The sequence below is a fragment of the Streptomyces sp. NPDC111606 genome (genome assembly GCF_055656945.1).
Genome location: NZ_JBVKBY010000007.1, coordinates 232260 through 248395 on the forward strand (window position 1 = coordinate 232260; position 16136 = coordinate 248395).

Annotated in this window: 14 protein-coding genes; 7 read left to right on the forward strand and 7 right to left on the reverse strand. The window is 71.5% G+C overall.

The annotated features are described in order from the left end of the window. Nucleotides 1-11: 11 nt before the first annotated feature. The 3 genes from ACZ7M7_RS25455 to ACZ7M7_RS25465 are packed head-to-tail and all read right to left on the reverse strand — an operon-like array spanning nt 12 to nt 4974. Entirely contained in the window at nt 12-3554 is a 3543-nt protein-coding gene (locus ACZ7M7_RS25455) for a 5-oxoprolinase/urea amidolyase family protein (protein ID WP_472120492.1), read from the reverse strand. Then, complete coding sequence (locus ACZ7M7_RS25460) at nt 3551-4153, reverse strand: urea amidolyase associated protein UAAP2 (RefSeq protein ID WP_472120494.1); 603 nt, start codon at nt 4151-4153, stop codon at nt 3551-3553. Before ACZ7M7_RS25460 ends, ACZ7M7_RS25455 begins: the two co-directional genes overlap by 4 nt. Then, complete coding sequence (locus ACZ7M7_RS25465; RefSeq protein ID WP_472120496.1) at nt 4150-4974, reverse strand: urea amidolyase associated protein UAAP1; 825 nt, start codon at nt 4972-4974, stop codon at nt 4150-4152. Before ACZ7M7_RS25465 ends, ACZ7M7_RS25460 begins: the two co-directional genes overlap by 4 nt. Before the next feature lie 193 nt (nt 4975-5167). On the opposite strand from ACZ7M7_RS25465, the gene ACZ7M7_RS25470 reads away from it, so the two are divergent. The 6 genes from ACZ7M7_RS25470 (at nt 5168) to ACZ7M7_RS25495 (ending at nt 10714) form a co-directional block, all read left to right on the forward strand. Next, nucleotides 5168-5803, forward strand: coding sequence for a TetR/AcrR family transcriptional regulator (locus ACZ7M7_RS25470; RefSeq protein WP_472120498.1), 636 nt, complete (start codon nt 5168-5170; stop codon nt 5801-5803). A 325-nt stretch (nt 5804-6128) separates the two neighbouring features. Then, entirely contained in the window at nt 6129-7733 is a 1605-nt protein-coding gene (locus ACZ7M7_RS25475; protein ID WP_472120500.1) for a sensor histidine kinase, read from the forward strand. After that, the gene (locus ACZ7M7_RS25480; protein ID WP_328428875.1) at nt 7730-8137 is read left to right on the forward strand and encodes a roadblock/LC7 domain-containing protein; all 408 of its coding nucleotides are present in this window, start codon (nt 7730-7732) and stop codon (nt 8135-8137) included. Before ACZ7M7_RS25475 ends, ACZ7M7_RS25480 begins: the two co-directional genes overlap by 4 nt. Further along, nucleotides 8134-8538, forward strand: coding sequence for a DUF742 domain-containing protein (locus ACZ7M7_RS25485; RefSeq protein ID WP_472120503.1), 405 nt, complete (start codon nt 8134-8136; stop codon nt 8536-8538). Before ACZ7M7_RS25480 ends, ACZ7M7_RS25485 begins: the two co-directional genes overlap by 4 nt. Further along, a complete protein-coding gene (locus tag ACZ7M7_RS25490; protein WP_383607710.1) occupies nt 8519-9139 on the forward strand; it encodes a GTP-binding protein in 621 nt (206 codons plus the stop codon). The genes ACZ7M7_RS25485 and ACZ7M7_RS25490 overlap by 20 nt, the downstream gene beginning before the upstream one ends. A gap of 111 nt (nt 9140-9250) precedes the next feature. Further along, entirely contained in the window at nt 9251-10714 is a 1464-nt protein-coding gene (locus tag ACZ7M7_RS25495) for a cytochrome P450 (protein ID WP_472120505.1), read from the forward strand. On the opposite strand, the gene ACZ7M7_RS25500 is transcribed toward ACZ7M7_RS25495, so the two are convergent. Continuing rightward, nucleotides 10708-11682, reverse strand: a complete 975-nt coding sequence (locus tag ACZ7M7_RS25500) for an RluA family pseudouridine synthase (protein ID WP_472120507.1) — start codon at nt 11680-11682, stop codon at nt 10708-10710. The genes ACZ7M7_RS25495 and ACZ7M7_RS25500 overlap by 7 nt on opposite strands. A gap of 67 nt (nt 11683-11749) precedes the next feature. On the opposite strand from ACZ7M7_RS25500, the gene ACZ7M7_RS25505 reads away from it, so the two are divergent. Next, nucleotides 11750-12331 carry a GNAT family N-acetyltransferase gene (locus tag ACZ7M7_RS25505; RefSeq protein ID WP_472120509.1) on the forward strand — a complete coding sequence of 194 codons (582 nt, stop codon included), beginning with the start codon at nt 11750-11752 and terminating at the stop codon, nt 12329-12331. A 34-nt stretch (nt 12332-12365) separates the two neighbouring features. Here ACZ7M7_RS25505 and ACZ7M7_RS25510 read toward each other — a convergent pair whose 3' ends face one another. The 3 genes from ACZ7M7_RS25510 to ACZ7M7_RS25520 all read right to left on the reverse strand — a co-directional run bounded on the left by ACZ7M7_RS25510 (nt 12366) and on the right by ACZ7M7_RS25520 (nt 16117). After that, nucleotides 12366-13928, reverse strand: a complete 1563-nt coding sequence (locus tag ACZ7M7_RS25510) for an amino acid permease (protein ID WP_472120511.1) — start codon at nt 13926-13928, stop codon at nt 12366-12368. Between the two features lie 243 nt (nt 13929-14171). After that, a complete protein-coding gene (locus tag ACZ7M7_RS25515) occupies nt 14172-15017 on the reverse strand; it encodes a siderophore-interacting protein (protein ID WP_383607715.1) in 846 nt (281 codons plus the stop codon). A 170-nt stretch (nt 15018-15187) separates the two neighbouring features. Continuing rightward, on the reverse strand, nt 15188-16117 hold the full coding sequence (locus tag ACZ7M7_RS25520) for a 5'-3' exonuclease (RefSeq protein ID WP_383607948.1): 930 nt from the start codon (nt 16115-16117) through the stop codon (nt 15188-15190). Between the last annotated feature and the right edge of the window lie 19 nt (nt 16118-16136).

Sequence of the window (16136 nt, forward strand, 5' to 3'; positions counted from 1 at the left end):
CGGCTTTCGACTCACCTGTCTGCGAGCTCGGTTGACGGGTCGCTTCCTCGGGCGGGCGCGAGGACGACCAGAGCCGTTCCCGCCTCCACCTGGTCCCCGGGTCCGGCCAGGATCTCGGCGACCACGCCGGCGACCGGCGCGTGCACCCTGGACTCCATCTTCATCGCCTCCAGGGCGAGCAGCGGCTGTCCGGCCGTCACCTCGTCACCCGGCCGGACGTTCACCTGCCAGACGGACGCCGCGAACTCGGCCTCGACGAGCCGGCCGCCGACCGGGACGGTCACCTCGGCCTGGGGTGCGGCGGGCGCGACGGCCGCATCGGCCCGCGCGAACTCGCCGGCCGCCTCCCACGCGTCCCGCTCCGCCGCGAAGGCCGTTTGCTGCCGGGCCCTGAACTCGGCGATCGACTCGGCGTGCTCGTCCAGGAAGGCCCGGTACTCGGCGAGCGAGAACGTGCCCTCCTCGACGCGCGGCACGAACCGCCCGGACGTGAGATCCGCCCGCAGCTCCAGAAGTTCCTCGGCGCCCACCGGGTACCACCTGATCCGGTCGAAGAACCGCAGCAGCCAGGGCGACCCCGGCTCGAACGCCCCGCGCTGCTGCCACCCCGACCACACCTGGGTCGTACGGCCCACGAACTGATAGCCGCCGGGCCCCTCCATGCCGTAGACGCACAGGTAGGCCCCGCCGATGCCGACCGAGTTCTCCGCCGTCCAGGTGCGTGCCGGGTTGTACTTGGTGGTCACCAGACGGTGGCGGGGGTCCAGCGGGGTCGCCACGGGGGCGCCCAGGTACACGTCGCCCAGCCCCAGGACCAGGTACTCCGCGTCGAAGACCGTGCGGTACACGTCCTCGACCGACGCCAGGCCGTTGACGCGGCGGATGAACTCGATGTTCCACGGGCACCAGGGCGCGTCGTCGCGCACCCCCGCCATGTAGCGGGCGATCGCCTCGCGGGTGGCCGGGTCGTCCCAGGAGAGGGGGAGATGGACGGTGCGGGAGGGGACCACGAGCTCGTCCGTGGGCGGCAGGGCGGCGACCATCTCCCTTACCCCGGCGAGGAGTTCATGCTGCGGCAGCCGGTTCGGATCCGTACGGATCTGGAGCGAGCGGATGCCCGGGGTCAGGTCGGCGATGCCGTCCCGGCCCGCCCCGGCCACCGTCTCCATCAGCGCGTGGACGCGCATGCGCAGGGACAGGTCCAGCTGCATCGGCCCGAACTCGACCAGCAGATTGTCGTCACCGCTGCGGCGGTACGTCACGTCGCCGTCGCGGGCGAGGATGCCGCCGTCCACGAGGGCCGGGCGGGGCGCGCCGGCCACGTCCACCGGCAGGAAGCGCACGGTGTCGCCCGGGCGCAGCTGGCCCAGCTTCCAGCGCTGGGTGCTGATCACGGTCGCCGGGCACACGAACCCGCCCAGCGACGGGCCGTCCGGGCCGAGCAGCACCGGCATGTCGCCGGTGTAGTCGACGGCTCCGACGGAGTACGGCGTGTCATGGATGTTGGACGGATGCAGGCCCGCCTCACCGCCGTCGGTGCGCGCCCAGCGAGGCCTTGGGCCGACGAGCCGGATGCCGGTCCGCGCGGAGTTGAAGTGCACCTTCCAGTCGGCGGCGTAGAAGTCGCGGATGTCGTCCTCGGTGAAGAACTCCGGCGCGGCGTGCGGCCCTTCGACGGCGGCCACCTGCCATACGGAGCCGAACGACGGGCGGTCCGGCACGGGAACCGGGGACCCCTCGGTGACCGCCCCGCCGTGCAGTACGTCGCCCGTCCGCAGCGTGCGTCCGCCGTGGCCGCCGAAGCGCCCGAGCGTGAAGGTGCTCGCGCTGCCCAGGAAAGCCGGGACGTCGAGACCGCCCGCGACGAGGACGTACGTCCGCAGACCGTGCTCGGCCGGCGCCCCGACCTCCAGTACGGCTCCGGCCGGCACCGTCACCGGCTCCCACTGCTCCGACGCCGTACCGTCGACGGTGACCGTGGCCGGGGCGCCCGTCACGCACACGGTGGTGGAATGCGTGAACCTCAACGCCGGTCCCTGGAGCGTGCATTCGAGCCCCGGGGTGCCCTCGGGGTTGCCCAGCGCCCGGTTGCCTAGCCGGAAGGACAGGTCGTCCATCGGGCCACTGGGCGGAACGCCGACCTGCCAGTAGCCGGTGCGGCCCGGCCAGTCCTGCACGGTGGTGAGGGTGCCGCCGGCGACGACCTCGATGCGGGGCGTCGGGTCGGCGACGGTGGCGAGGGTCGCCGTCGAGTGGGTGGCCTCGCGGAAACGGCGGTCGGCGAGTGCCGCGCGCACCAGACCGAGGTTCGTCTCGATGCCGTCGACCCGGGTGCGGGCCAGCGCCTCGTCCAGCCGGCGCAGCGCGTGCGCGCGGTCGGGGCCGTACGCGATGATCTTCGCGAGCATCGGGTCGTACGACGTCGTCACCTCGGTGCCCGTCTCGACCCAGCCGTCGACCCGCACCCCGCTCGGGAACTCCACCCGCGTCAGCAGGCCCGCGCCGGGCCGGTGCTCGCGCGCCGGGTCCTCGGCGTAGAGGCGGGCCTCGACGGCGTGGCCGCGCGGGGTGCCCGGGTTGCGGACGACGTCCCGCTCGCCGCGTGCCAGGCGCAGCATCCAGGCGACCAGGTCGACGCCGTAGATCTCCTCGGTGACCGGGTGCTCCACCTGGAGGCGGGTGTTGACCTCGAGGAAGTACGCCTCCTCGCGGGCGGCGTCGTACACGAACTCGACGGTTCCGGCGGAGCGGTAGCCGACAGAGGCGCACAAGGCATGGGCGCGGGAGGCCAGTTGATCGCGCAGGAGGGCCGGGAGGCTTGGTGCCGGGGCCTCCTCCACCACCTTCTGGTTGCGGCGCTGCAGCGTGCAGTCCCGGTCGCCGAAGGTCACCACCGCGCCCGCGCCGTCGCCGAAGACCTGGACCTCGATGTGGCGGGCTTGCTCGACGAGCCGTTCCAGGAAGACACCGGCCGAGGAGAAGGAGGCGGCGGCGACACGCTGGACGCGCTCCCAGGAATCGGTCAGTTCATCGGCGGAGCGACATGCCGACATGCCGATTCCGCCACCGCCTCCGGTTGCCTTGAGCATGACGGGATAGCCGATGACCTGGGCCTCCTGGAGTGCCTCGGCGAGCGACCCGAGCAGGCCCGTCCCCGGTGCCGGCGGTACGCCCGCCGCCTCGGCCGCCGCCCGCGCCGTGTGCTTGGCTCCGAACAGCTCCAGCTGCTCGGGCGTCGGGCCGACGAACACGATCCCGGCGTCCTCGCAGCGCCGGGCGAACGCCGCGTCCTCCGACAGGAAGCCGTACCCGGGGTGGATCGCCCCGGCCCCGCTGTCCTTGGCCGCCTTCAGGATCAGGTCGGCGTCGAGGTACGACTCCTTCGCGGGCGCGGGGCCGAGCCGTACGGCCCGGTCGGCGAGCCGGACGTGGGGCGCGGACCGGTCGGCGTCGGAGTACACCGCCACTGTCCTGAGGCCCAGTTCGTGTGCCGTGCGGATGATCCGGACCGCTATTTCGCCCCGGTTGGCGACCAGCAGCGTGTCGAAGCTCATGCGCTGCCCGCCTCGGTGACCGTCATCTGCACGGACGTCGGCTCGAATCCGTTGCAGGGGTTGTTGATCTGAGGGCAGTTGGAGACCAGCACCAGGACGTCGCGCTCGGCGCGCAGGGTCAGGGACAGGCCGGGTGCCGAGATGCCGTCGACAATGCCGAGGGTGCCGTCCTTCTCGACCGGCACGTTCATGTACCAGTTGATGTTGGAGACGAGGTCGCGCTTGCCGAGGCCGTGCCTGGCCCCCTCGGCGAGGAAGTTGTCCACACAGGCGTGCTGCCCCCAGGTGTGGTGGCCGTACCGGAGCGTGTTCGACTCCTTGGAGCAGGCGCCGCCGACCGTGTCGTGGCGGCCCACGTCGTCCGCGACGACCGTCATCAGCGGGGTGTGCTCGTTCGACATCAGCACACTGCCCGTGGTCAGGAAGATGCTCCCCTGGGCGTGGATGGTGTCGGGGGCGCTGTAGCGGACCGATGTGTCGTGGGCGTCGTGGACGAGGAAGTCGACGGCCTGGTTGCCGTGCAGGTCGGTGACGGTGAGCGTCTCGCCGGCGCGGACGACGTGCGACCAGGCGGCGCGGGCGGCAACGACGGCCTTCATGCGAGCCCCCTCGCGGCGAGGAACCCGGCGGTGTTGAGGAAGGCGCGGCGGCCCTCGGGCGTGGCGTCCCACAGGGGGTCGCCGGGCGCGGTCGCCCCGGCCCGCCAGGCGAGGACCTCCAGCGCGGTGCTGACGTACTCGGCGCGGGGATCGACCGGATGCGGCACGTTGGCGATCAGCACGGTCACGTCCTGCTCGGCACGCAGGGTCACGCTCGCGCCGGGTCCGGCCGAGCCGGTGAAGTCCAGGGTGCCGTCCTCGCGGACCTCCACGCCCTGGAAGAAGGACAGCGAGGGCGGCAGATCCCGGGGCTCCAGGCCGTTCTTCGCGGCGGCCAGCTTGAACAGTTCGCGGCCGGCGGGGGAGGGGGACTGCGGGGTGCCGTCGCCGTACCGCGAGGTGTTGCGTACCAGCGTGGAGGTGCCGCACAGGGCGTCGTGCCGGCCGGAGGTGTCGGCGATGACGGAGGCGAGGATGCGGCCCTGGTCGGAGAGCAGCAGGCGGCCCTCGCCGAGGTAGGCGTTCCACTGCACCTTCACCGTGTCGGCGACGTTCAGCCGCTCCCAGGGGCGGTCGGCCACGAACAGCAGCAGATGCGCGCAGCCGTCACCGCGCATGTCGGTCAGCCGCAGCTCGGTGCCGCGGGCGAGCACCCGGTGCGTGTAGTTGCCGCCCGCCACCGTCTCGGCCCACACCAGGTGGCCCGCCTCGCAGGGCGGGTCCGGCCAGTCGGTGGCCGGGACGACGGGCATCGCCTCGGCGCGGGCCCCTTCCTGGGCACGGGCATGGTCACGGGCTCCGTACGTGGTCGCTATCGCCATTCGCGGGACCTCCGGCTCGGGAGTGGGCCTGCGGGTTCATTTCTGTCGCGCGACAGAAATTAGGAGTCGGGCGGGTCGCCGGCGTTGCCCGGGTGTTGCCGGTCGGTTACCGAGCCCTCACGGAGACCCGCCCCGGGCGCCCGCGCCGCGCCGGAAGATCTCCTGGCCGGGGCCGTGTGCGAGGATCGAACGCATGGGAACAGTGGGTGGACCGGCGGGTCGCCGGGTCGGCAGGCCGCGGGCCGCGCAGCGGCCGGACAGCGGCCTCTCGCCCCGCGAGGAACTGCTGGCCGCCGCCGCGGAGTTGTTCACCACCCGGGGCTACGCCGCCACCACCACCCGTGCCGTCGCCGAGCGGGCGGGCATGCGGCAGGCGTCGATGTACCACTACGTCTCCGGCAAGGAGGAGCTCCTCGCCGAGCTCCTGGAATCCACGGTCACGCCCTCGCTCACGTACGCCCGTGAGCTCCTCGCCGACGATTCGGTCCCGGCCGAGGACCGGCTGTGGGAGCTGTGCCGCACGGACGTGGAGCTGCTGTGCGGCGGACCGCACAACCTCGGCGGGCTCTACCTGCTGCCCGAGGTGCGCGCCGAACGGTTCGCCGGCTTCCACGCCGTGCGCGCGGAACTCAAGGACGCCTACCGTCAGTTGCTCGACGCCACGGCCGCGGGCGGCGCACTCGCCAAGAGTGAGCTGGAGCTGCGTACGGATCTGCTGTTCGGTCTGATCGAGGGCGTCATCCTCGTGCACCGGTCCGATCCGGAGCGCCCGGTATCGGTGTTCGCCGAGGCCACGGCCGACGCGGCGCTGCGTATCGCCGGGATCTGAACCAGCCGCCGACCGGCGACCGGAACCCGACCTTCACCCGTCACGGTGAGTACTCTTCGCACACGCGTACGCAGTGACGCACCGTGTACGAATGTAATCCGAGCGTATAAATGGAGCCGAGCGTACTACCGCCGCGCGCCCCGTTTCAGGCGCTTGCTGAATATGACACAGCGATGATCCGGTCGGACTAAGCTCGCCCGCAGCGCACCGAGTTGAGGTGTAATCGTGCGCTTGTTCCCAAACATGCAGAAGATTCCGACATACCCATGACGTACCCCACTGCAAGCTCCCCCTACACCCACCCGATTCGTTTCAGAGGGCCCACATGGTGAGCGTTCAATCCCCGCCCAGACGCCGTGAACTGCCTTATGCGCGCGCACTGTTGCTCCCGGCGATACTGATGGCCGCGGCGACCGGAGCAGCCGTCGCCGTGGTGGCTGAACCGGCACGGACGGCCGTCGGTGTGAGCGGTGCCGTTGCCATGCTGCTGGTGCTGGCAGCCGTGGCCGAAGCGGTGCGCCGCGGTCGCACCCTGCGGGACGTGCGGGCCGAGCACGACCGTCACACTGCGTACCTGGAACGGCGTATCGCCTCCCACGACGAGGAGATGAAGCGCCTCGCCACGGAGATCACGCCCGCCGCGATCTACCGGCTGCGCTGCGACCATTCACCCCATGAGGTGATTCGCGACCTCGCCCTGATCGACCCCTCCTACGCCCAACTCCCACCCGCACAGGTGGAGTTGGTGAAGTCGATGCTCAACATCGTCGACCGCGAGGAAGCCCTGCGCGACTCCGCCCAGCGGTCCTTCGTCAACATCGCCCGCCGCGTCCAGTCGATCGTCCACCAGCAGTCCGAGGAACTCCGGGAGATGGAGGAGGACCACGGCCGCAACCCCGAGGTCTTCGACGACCTCCTGCGCATCGACCACGGCACCATGCTGATCGGCCGGCTCGCCGACTCCATCTCCGTGCTCGGCGGCGGCCGCCCCGGCCGGCAGTGGCCCAACCCCGTCCAGCTCTACAGCGTGCTGCGCGGCGCCATGTCCCGGATCCTGGAGTACCGCCGCATCAAGCTGGACTCCATCGTCGCGGTCAACGTGCGCGGTATCTCCGTCGAGCCGGTCATCCACGCCGCGGCCGAACTCCTCGACAACGCCACCCGGTACTCGCCGCCGCAGACCGAGGTGCACGTCACCGCCACCGAGGTGCAGACCGGCATCGCGATCGAGATCGAGGACGCGGGCGTCAGCCTCAGCGAGGAGGCCCGCGCCCGGGTCGAGAACATGCTGGAGCGCGCCAAGGAGGGCAGCGACCTCCAGGAGCTCGGCGAGTCCCCGCGGCTGGGTCTCGCCGTCGTGGGCCGTCTGTGCACGGCGTTCAACATGCAGGTCTCCCTGCGCACTTCCGCGTACGGCGGTGTCCGCGCGGTCCTCATCATCCCGCGCGAGATGCTGACCACCGACCCGGCACCCGGCTACGCCCACGGCATCGGCGCCGCCGCCGCGCCCGATCTCAGCCCCGGCGCCGTCGAAGGCCCCAAGCGCAGCGCCAAGAAGCGGCGGCCCACCAGCCCGAAGATCCCGGCCACGGTCGCCATGGAGGACGACGTCCCCGTGGTCACCGAGTGGACCGCCAACGGGCTGCCGCAGCGCCGCAGCCGGGTCAAGACCCCGCTCAGCAAGCGGATCGCCGAGCAGGCGGCCATCGAACAGGCCGAACGGGAGGGCAGGCCGACGATCTGGTCGACGGCCAAGCCGGAACCCGAGCCCGAGCCCGAGCCGGCGGTGGACGAGCCCGCGCCCGGTGCGTGGGTCGAGGCCTTCTGGAACGGACTCAAGGACAAGCCCGACCCCTACACACTCCAGCCGCGAACCCAGCCGGGCCGACCGGCCCGTGCCGAGGCCGACGACGAGGGGGACCTCAAGTGATCCAGCAGCGCGCCAACTTCGACTGGATGCTCAAGGAGCTCCACGACGGCGTACCGGGCATCGAGATGATCGTGGTGCTCTCCGCGGACGGACTGCGCATCGCCCGCTACGGCGGCGACCCCGACACCGCCGACCGCGTCGCCGCGGCCTGTGCCGGCCTGCAGAGCCTGGCGACCGCCGTCGCCACGGAGATCCCCAACAGCGACGGCAAGATGAAGATGGTCCTCATCGAGATCAACGGCGGCTACTTCTATCTCATGGCCGCCGGCGCCAACGCGTATCTCGCCGTGCTCTCCGACACGTTCGCCGAACCCGGACTGATGAGCAACCGCATGTCGGACCTCGTCAGCCGCATCGGGGCCCATCTCACCAGTCCGTCGAGGCGCAACGGGCAGACCGTATGACTCCTCCGAAACGCCAGCGGCGATTTCCCAAGGAGCCGTTGCCCCCGCCGCCACCGCCACTCCGGCCGGGTGTGAAGAAGAACCCGGAACGGCTCTTCGTGGTGGCGGGGAAGGACGGTGCCGAGCGCGCCGAGCTCGACCTGGTCACCTTAATCGTGGCGAGCGCCGTCCCATCGCCCTCCTCCGCGCCCGAGCAAACGGCGCTGCTCCGGCTCTGCACGACCCCTCTGTCCGTGGCCGAACTTTCGGCCTACCTGAATCTGCCGTTCAGCGCGATGACGGTCCTGCTCACCGACATGCTGACGGCCGACCTGGTGACGGCGCGCGCCCCCCTCGTGCGCAAGTCCGTCGCCGACCGGTCCCTTCTCGAAGCGGTGATGCATGGACTTCAAAGGCTCTGACACCATCCCCGGTCCACGGACCGAGGACCAGCTGCCGCACACGGCCGAGGCCGCGGTCAAGATCGTGATCGTGGGCGGCTTCGGGGTCGGCAAGACGACGATGGTCGGCTCTGTCAGCGAGATCAGGCCGCTGACGACCGAGGAGACCATGACGCAGGCCGGCATCGGTGTCGACGACAACTTCGGCTCGGACACCAAGACGGCCACGACGGTCGCGATGGACTTCGGCCGCATCAGCATCACCGACCAGCTCGTGCTGTATCTCTTCGGCACCCCTGGCCAGGAGCGCTTCTGGTTCCTGTGGAACGGGCTGTTCGAGGGCGCGCTGGGCGCGGTCGTGCTGATCGACACCCGTCGGCTGGAAGTCAGTTTCGACGTGATAGGGCGTCTCGAGGAGCGCGGCGTGCCGTTCGTCGTCGCCGTCAACTCCTTCCCCGACGGGCCCCGTTATCCCGTCGACGACCTGCGTGCGGCCCTCGACCTGGACCCGGAGATCCCCATCGTCGAGTGCGACGTACGCCGCCGGGCCTCCAGCCGTGACGTCCTGATGACCCTGATGCGCTTCCTGCACTCGCTCGCCATGTCGGGCGCGCTCAGGTAGACCCGTCCGCCGGATCGATCCCACCCCCGTGCATCCGGCGACCCCTGCGACCCCCTGCATCCGCATCCGCCCTGACTCCCCTGACACCGGATCCACTTCGGAGCGACCCCTGTGATGCCTGAATCCCATTCCACGACCGGTACGCACGACTCCCTGTCCACTCCGCCGCCCGGCTGCCCCGCCCACGGACTCGGACTGGGCCCCGGCGGACTGCACCGGCTCCACGAGGCGGCGGACCTGAGCGAGCTGTACGAGCAACTGCGCGAGCAGCACGGCGAGGTGGCGCCCGTACTCCTCCACGACGACGTGCCGATGTGGGTGGTCCTCGGCCACACCGAGAACCTGCACATGGTGCGCACGCCCTCGCAGTTCTGCCGCGACAGCCGCATCTGGAGCCCGCTCCTGGACGGCCAGGTCAAGCCCGACCACCCGCTGATGCCGCACATCGCCTGGCAGCCGATCTGCTCCCACGCAGAAGGCGACGAACACCTGCGGCTGCGCAGCGCGGTCACCGGCGCCATGTCCACCATCGACCACCGCGGTATGCGCCGGCACATCAACCGCTCCACGCAGCGACTCGTCAACCGGTTCTGCGAGGAGGGCCGCGCCGACCTGGTCAGCCAGTTCGCCGAGCACCTCCCGATGGCCGTGATGTGCGAGATCCTCGGCATGCCCGACGAGTACAACGACCGAATCGTCGAGGCCGCCCGCGACATGCTCAAGGGCACCGAGACCGCGATCGCCAGCAACGCGTACATCATGGACGCGCTGATGCGGCTCACGGCCAAGCGCCGGGCCCAGCCGGAGGAGGACTTCGCGACCCACCTCATCAACCACCCGGCGCGGCTCACCGACGACGAGATCGGCCAGCACCTGAGGGTCGTGCTCATCGCGGCCTACGAGGCCACCACCAACCTCCTCGCCAACGTGCTGCGCGTGGTCCTCACCGACCCGCGCTTCCGCGCCCAGCTCAGCGGCGGTCAGATGACGGTTCCCCAGGCGGTCGAGCAGTCCCTGTGGGACGAGCCGCCGTTCAGCACCGTCTTCGCCTACTTCGCCAAGCAGGACACCGAGCTCGGCGGCCAGCGCATCCGGCAGGGCGACGGGCTCCTCTTCGCCCCCGCCCCGGGCAACGTCGACCCGCGGGTACGCCCCGACCTGTCCGCCAACATGATGGGCAACCGTTCCCACCTCGCCTTCGGTGGCGGACCGCACGAGTGCCCCGGCGCGGACATCGGCCGTGCGATCGCCGAAGTCGGCGTCGACGCGCTCCTGATGCGTCTGCCCGACGTCGAACTCGACTGCGACGAGGGCGATTTGGAGTGGCGGCAGTCGATCGCCTCGGCCCACCTGGTGGAAATGCCGGCCCGCTTCGCGCCGAAGCCGCCGCAGGACATCAAGCAGCGGCCCGGTCGCGCCCCGGTCGCACCCCAGCGCCCGACCTGGCACGTGGGCACCCCGCAGGCGCAGCCGGCAGCCCAGACGGTCGCACCGCAACAGCCCGTTCCGACCCCGGAACCGGTCCGCCCGCAGGGCGCCTGGCGGCGCTTCCTGATCTGGTGGCGGGGCTACTGAGCCGACCCAGTACGCGGCTCCTCAGCCGCCCAACCGCCGTACGAGACCCAGGCCTCAAGGGACCTCGTGCTGCGGAACCGGTGTTCCGTCCCCGTGACCGGATCGGTGAACTCCAGGGCTCGCGCCAGCAGTTGGAGCGGGCGCCGGAAGTCGTCGGCCGGGACGGGGGCGGTCACCTCGGGGTAGAGCGGGTCGCCGAGGATCGGTACGCCCAGGGCGTTCATATGGACCCGCAGCTGATGCGTCTGCCCGGTGGCGGGCGCCAGCCGGTAGCGGGCCAATCCGTCGGCCCGGTGCTCGACGAGCTCGACCCCGGTGACGGCGTTCGGCTCGCCCTCGACCTCCCGGGCGGCGAGCACCCCGCGCTCCTTGAGGATGCGGCTGCGCACGGTCCGGGGCAGGGCGAGCGCGGGATCGTACGGTGCCACTGCCTCGTACTCCTTGCGCACCAGCTTGTCCCGGAACAGCGTCTGATACGCACCGCGCTCCTCGGGCCGCACCGTGAACAGGACCAGTCCGGCGGTGAGCCGGTCGAGCCGGTGCGCGGCGCCCAGCGCCGGGATGCCCAGCTCCCGGCGCAGTCGCGCCAGCGCGGTCTGGGTGACATGGCCGCCGCGCGGGGTGGTGGCGAGGAAGTGCGGCTTGTCGGCGACGACGATGTGCTCGTCGCGATGGACGACGTCCACCGCGAACGGCACCGGCACCTCCGCGGGCAGCTCCCGGTGGAACCACACGAACATCCCCGGCACATACGCCGCGTCCGGCGCCACCGCCGCCCCGTCCGCCCCGACGACCCGCCCCGCCTCGAACATCCCCGCGACGACGCCGGGCCCGGCCCCCGCGAGCCGCTCCACCAGATGCTCTCGCACGGTCGCCCAGGCCCCGTCGAAGGGCAGGCGGACCCGCACGGCGTCGATCCCGTCGCGCTGCGGCAGGGGAGAGGGCGGGGGCGGGGGACGGCGTCTCATCACGATCAAGCGTACGGCGCCGGAAAACCCGTTGGACCCGTCCGCACGGATTGGCAGGATCCCGCACATGCCCTTCCTGACCAGCCCCGTCCTGCCCGCCGGAACCCTGGCCCGCATCCCGCAGCCCACGCTCCCCACCGCTGACGGCCTGTTCCTGCGTCCATGGCGGGCCGAGGACGCGCCCGCCGTGCACGCCGCCTTCCAGGACCCGGTGATGCACCAGTGGCACGCGCGTGCCGCCGACTCCGTGGCCGAGGTCAGCGGCTGGATCGAGGAGTGGCTGACCGCCTGGACCGAGGAGCGGGCACCGCAATGGGCCGTCGTCGACGCGGGGAGCGACCGGCTGCTCGGGCGCGTGGCCCTGCGTGAGGTCCATCTCGACGACGGCACGGCCGAGGTCGCGTACTGGACCACCGCCGAGGCCCGGGGCCGGGGCGTCGCGGCACGCGCCACAACCACCCTGGCCCGCTGGGCGCTCGACGACATCGGCTTCCACCGCCTCGAACTGCTGCACGCGATCCGCAACGAGGCGTCCTGCCGTGTCGCCGGCAAGGCCGGCTTCCTGCTGGAGGGCACCAAGCGCAGCTCCGCCCTGCACAGCGACGGCTGGCACGACATGCATCTGCACGCGCGCGTTCAGGGCGACTGACCGGACGCTCCGCCGCGCGGGCCGCCGCGTCCGGCTATCCGGCCGCTTCCCCAACCGCCGCCTCCGGTACGGCCGTCGAGACCGCGCTGCGCCGGCGGTACGCCCGGAATCCCACTCCGGCGACCACTGTCACGCCCAGGAACAGCACGGTGAAGTACTGGAAGTACCAGTGCCCGCCCGCCGGGTCGTACACCGCCGCCCGCGGCCAGGCGAGGTTGACGGTCATGACGAGGCCGTACAGGAGCGCGAGGGCGTTGACCGGGACGCCCCAGCGGCCCAGGGAGAACAGGGGGTTGCCCGTCTCGTCGGTGCCGTCGGTGGTGAACCGGCCGCGCAGGCGGGCCACCAGCAGCGGGCCGGTGACCATCGCGTACGCCAGGTACAGCAGGACGATGCAGGTCGTGCCGATGGCCAGGAACGCCTCCGGCGAGGCGAAGTTGAGCAGCAGCAGGGCCGCGGCGAGGGCACCGACCACCACGGCGGGTGCGCCGGGCATGCCGGTGCGCGGATTGACCCGGGCGAGGCGGCGGGAGAAGGGGAGTTGGCCGTCGCGGGCCATCGAGAACAGCATCCGGCAGGCTGCCGTCTGGATGGCGAGGGTCGCCACGGTGATGGCCACGACCACGTCGGCCAGCAGGGCCCTGCCCACGCCGTCGCCCAGGCTGCTCGTCAGGACGTAGCTCAGGCCGTCGACCGCCAGCCGGCCGTCGGTGAGGCTGGGCGCGGCGAGCAGTCCGCCGAGGACGAGCAGGCCACCGAGCAGGCCGGCGGCGCCGAGCGCGGTGAGGATCGTGCGGGGCGCGGTGCGGCGCGGGTGGTGTGTCTCCTCGCTCATCTCACCCGCGCTGTCGAAGCCGATCAGCACGTACGCCGCCGTGAACGAGCCGACCAGCAGCGCGCCCAGCAGACCCGACTCGGCGGCGCCCGCGGTGTGGAAGGTGATGCCGGGGGTGCGCTCGGAGTGGGTCAGCAGCAGCGCGACGATCAGTACGGCGCCGATGATCTCGGCGGTCACACCGACCCGGTTGATCACCGACATCACGCGGTTGTCGAGGAGGTTCACCAGCGTGGTGAGCGTCAGCAGGACCACGCCGAGCAGGGCCGCGTTGGCCGCGCCGTCCGCCGACGTCGGTGCGGGGTCGGTGCCGATCAGCTGGAAGCCGGACCAGAGTGCGGGCAGCACCATCTGCAGGGCCAGCGCCGCCGCCGCGACCACCACGATCTGCCCGATCACCATGACCCAGCCGGCGAACCAGCCGAAGGTGACGTTCGACAGCCGTGACGACCACTGGTAGATCGCGCCCGAGATCGGATAACGCGCGGCCAGTTCCGCGAAGCAGGCGGCCACCAGCAGCTGCCCGGCGAGCACCACCGGCCAGGCCCAGAAGAAGACGGGGCCGCCGAACGCGTACCCGAACGCGAAGAACTGGAAGAGGGTCGTCAGCACGGAGATGAAGGAGAAGCCCGCCGCGAAGGAGGCGTACCGGCCGAGACTGCGGTGCAGTTCCTGCCGGTAGCCGAACGCGGCGAGGGAGCCTGTGTCGGGGTCGTGTTGCGGTGGGTCGGGGCGGATGTGGGCGGGGACGGTGCTCGTCATGGCGGCAACCTGCTTTCGCACAGCGGCGCGAGAGTTCCTGTCGGGCGACAGAAATTAGGGACGCGCTGTTTCGTCCGCATGACGTGGGCATGTCCGGGGCGGGCCCAAGTCCTCACGCCGCCGAGGGCCTTGCGATCGTCCGGGGAGGGCGCTCGCGATCCTCCGGGCAGGGCGCTCGCGCTCCTCCGGGCACGGCGAAGGGGCGGCACCTTCGAAGGTGCCGCCCCTTGGAGGTGCGCAGGCCTACGCGGCCGGTGCCGACCCCTCCTGCTCCGCCTCGATCCGCGCGTTCCAGTCCCGCTTGGAGGCCTGCCAGCCGTCCTCGTTGTGACCGAGGCGCCAGTAGCCGGAGATCGACAGGTCCTCGCGGGGCAGGCCGCCCTCGACCCGCAACAGCTGACGCAGTTCCTTCACGAAGTGCGCCTCGCCGTGCACGAACGCGTGCACCCGGCCCTCGGGGAAGTCCAGCGTGCGCACGGCCTCGACCAGGGCCTCGCCGACGGGGCGCGAGCCGCGGTGCAGCCAGATGACCTCGATGTCGGAGTCGATCTTCTGCTCCTCCTCGGGCCCGGCGATCTCCACGAAGGCGTACGCCTTGGCGCCGCCGGGCAGCGATTCGAGGGAACGGGCGATCGCGGGCAGCGCGCTCTCGTCCCCGACGAGCAGATGCCAGTCGGCCTCGGGATCGGGGGCGTAGGCGCCGCCTGGGCCCATGAAGCGCACGGTCTCGCCCGGCTGGGCGCGCATCGCCCACGGGCCGGCCAGGCCCTCGTCGCCGTGCAGCACGAAGTCCAGCGTCAGCTCACGGTGTTCGGGGTCCCACGCGCGCACCGTGTACGTCCGCGTCACCGGCCAGTGCTCGCGCGGCAGCTCCTCGCGGATGCGCTCCAGGTCGAAGGGCTCGGGGTAGCTCACGCCCGTGGGGGAGAACAGCATCTTCACGTAATGGTCGGTGCACGTGTCCGCCGCGAATTCGGCGAGCCCGTCGCCACCCAGCACCACACGCTGCATGTGCGGGGTCAGCCGTTCCGTGCGGATGACCTGCGCGCTGTGGGGCTTCCGCGGCTTGCGGGCAGGGCGTAGTGCCATCACTGGCCTCCCTCGTTCCAAGCTTAGGTTTACCTAAGTTAGCATCTCCTCCTGGCGAATGCCGCTATGAACGTTCATGAAATGGTGCATGTCGCGCACGCAGGGACCGACTTCCCCACGTCACGAGCCCCATGCGCACGTTCGGGACGCTCTGCGCGCCCCCGGTGTTCTCACGCCCCCAGGGTCACCAGCAACCGCTGCAGCGACCCGCCCAGGCCCCACCGCACCGCCAGCTCGTCCAGCCCCGCCGGATCCCGGGGCGTGCGCGGCAGCGCCGTGTCGACGTCGGGCAGCGGGACGTCGGCCGCGACCCGCACGACCGTCGGGGCGACGGCGACGTACGGCCGCGACTCGTCCAGCCGCTTGCGCTGCGAGGGCGTGAGCTTCGCGGTCCGGTCGTCGACCGCCGCCATGATCCCGGCCAGGTCGCCGAACTCGGCGAGCAGCTTCGCGGCCGTCTTCTCGCCGATCCCGGGTACGCCCGGCAGGCCGTCGCTCGGGTCGCCGCGCAGCAGCGCCAGATCGGCGTACCCGCGGCCGTCCACGCCGTACTTCTCGCGCAGCCACGCCTCGTCGGTGAGCTGGAGGGTGCCCACACCCTTGAGCGGGTACAGCACCCGGATTCCGCGCGCGTCGTCCACCAGCTGGTACAGGTCGCGGTCGCCGGTGACGATGTCGACCGGGCCCTTCGCCCGCGCGGTGAACGTGCCGATCACGTCGTCCGCCTCGTACCCCTCGACCCCCACGCGCGCGATGCCGAGGGCGTCCAGGACCTCCTCGATGACCGGCACCTGCGGCGACAGGGTGTCGGGCACCTCCTCCTCGTCCGGCCCCGCCTCGCGCTCCTCGGCCACGCGGTGCGCCTTGTAGGAGGGGATCAGATCGACCCGCCACTGGGGCCGCCAGTCGGCGTCCATGCAGGCGACCAGGGCGTCCGGACGGTGGTCCTTGACCAGGCGGTCGATGAAGTCGAGGAGCCCGCGCACGGCGTTCACCGGCGTGCCGTCCGGGGCCTTCACCGAGTCCGGGACGCCGAAGTAGGCGCGGAAGTAGAGCGAGGCGGTGTCGAGGAGCATCAGTCGTCCGGTCACGCCACGCATCATGCCGTACCGCACTGAC

Coding starts and splice junctions, on each gene's coding strand:
- ACZ7M7_RS25520 (WP_383607948.1), bottom strand. CDS start 16,117: ATGCGTGGCGTGACCGGACGACTGATGCTCCTCGACACCGCCTCGCTC.
- ACZ7M7_RS25505 (WP_472120509.1), top strand. CDS start 11,750: ATGCCCTTCCTGACCAGCCCCGTCCTGCCCGCCGGAACCCTGGCCCGC.
- ACZ7M7_RS25510 (WP_472120511.1), bottom strand. CDS start 13,928: ATGACGAGCACCGTCCCCGCCCACATCCGCCCCGACCCACCGCAACAC.
- ACZ7M7_RS25475 (WP_472120500.1), top strand. CDS start 6,129: ATGGTGAGCGTTCAATCCCCGCCCAGACGCCGTGAACTGCCTTATGCG.
- ACZ7M7_RS25455 (WP_472120492.1), bottom strand. CDS start 3,554: ATGAGCTTCGACACGCTGCTGGTCGCCAACCGGGGCGAAATAGCGGTC.
- ACZ7M7_RS25515 (WP_383607715.1), bottom strand. CDS start 15,017: ATGGCACTACGCCCTGCCCGCAAGCCGCGGAAGCCCCACAGCGCGCAG.
- ACZ7M7_RS25460 (WP_472120494.1), bottom strand. CDS start 4,153: ATGAAGGCCGTCGTTGCCGCCCGCGCCGCCTGGTCGCACGTCGTCCGC.
- ACZ7M7_RS25465 (WP_472120496.1), bottom strand. CDS start 4,974: ATGGCGATAGCGACCACGTACGGAGCCCGTGACCATGCCCGTGCCCAG.
- ACZ7M7_RS25470 (WP_472120498.1), top strand. CDS start 5,168: ATGGGAACAGTGGGTGGACCGGCGGGTCGCCGGGTCGGCAGGCCGCGG.
- ACZ7M7_RS25500 (WP_472120507.1), bottom strand. CDS start 11,682: ATGAGACGCCGTCCCCCGCCCCCGCCCTCTCCCCTGCCGCAGCGCGAC.
- ACZ7M7_RS25485 (WP_472120503.1), top strand. CDS start 8,134: ATGACTCCTCCGAAACGCCAGCGGCGATTTCCCAAGGAGCCGTTGCCC.
- ACZ7M7_RS25490 (WP_383607710.1), top strand. CDS start 8,519: ATGGACTTCAAAGGCTCTGACACCATCCCCGGTCCACGGACCGAGGAC.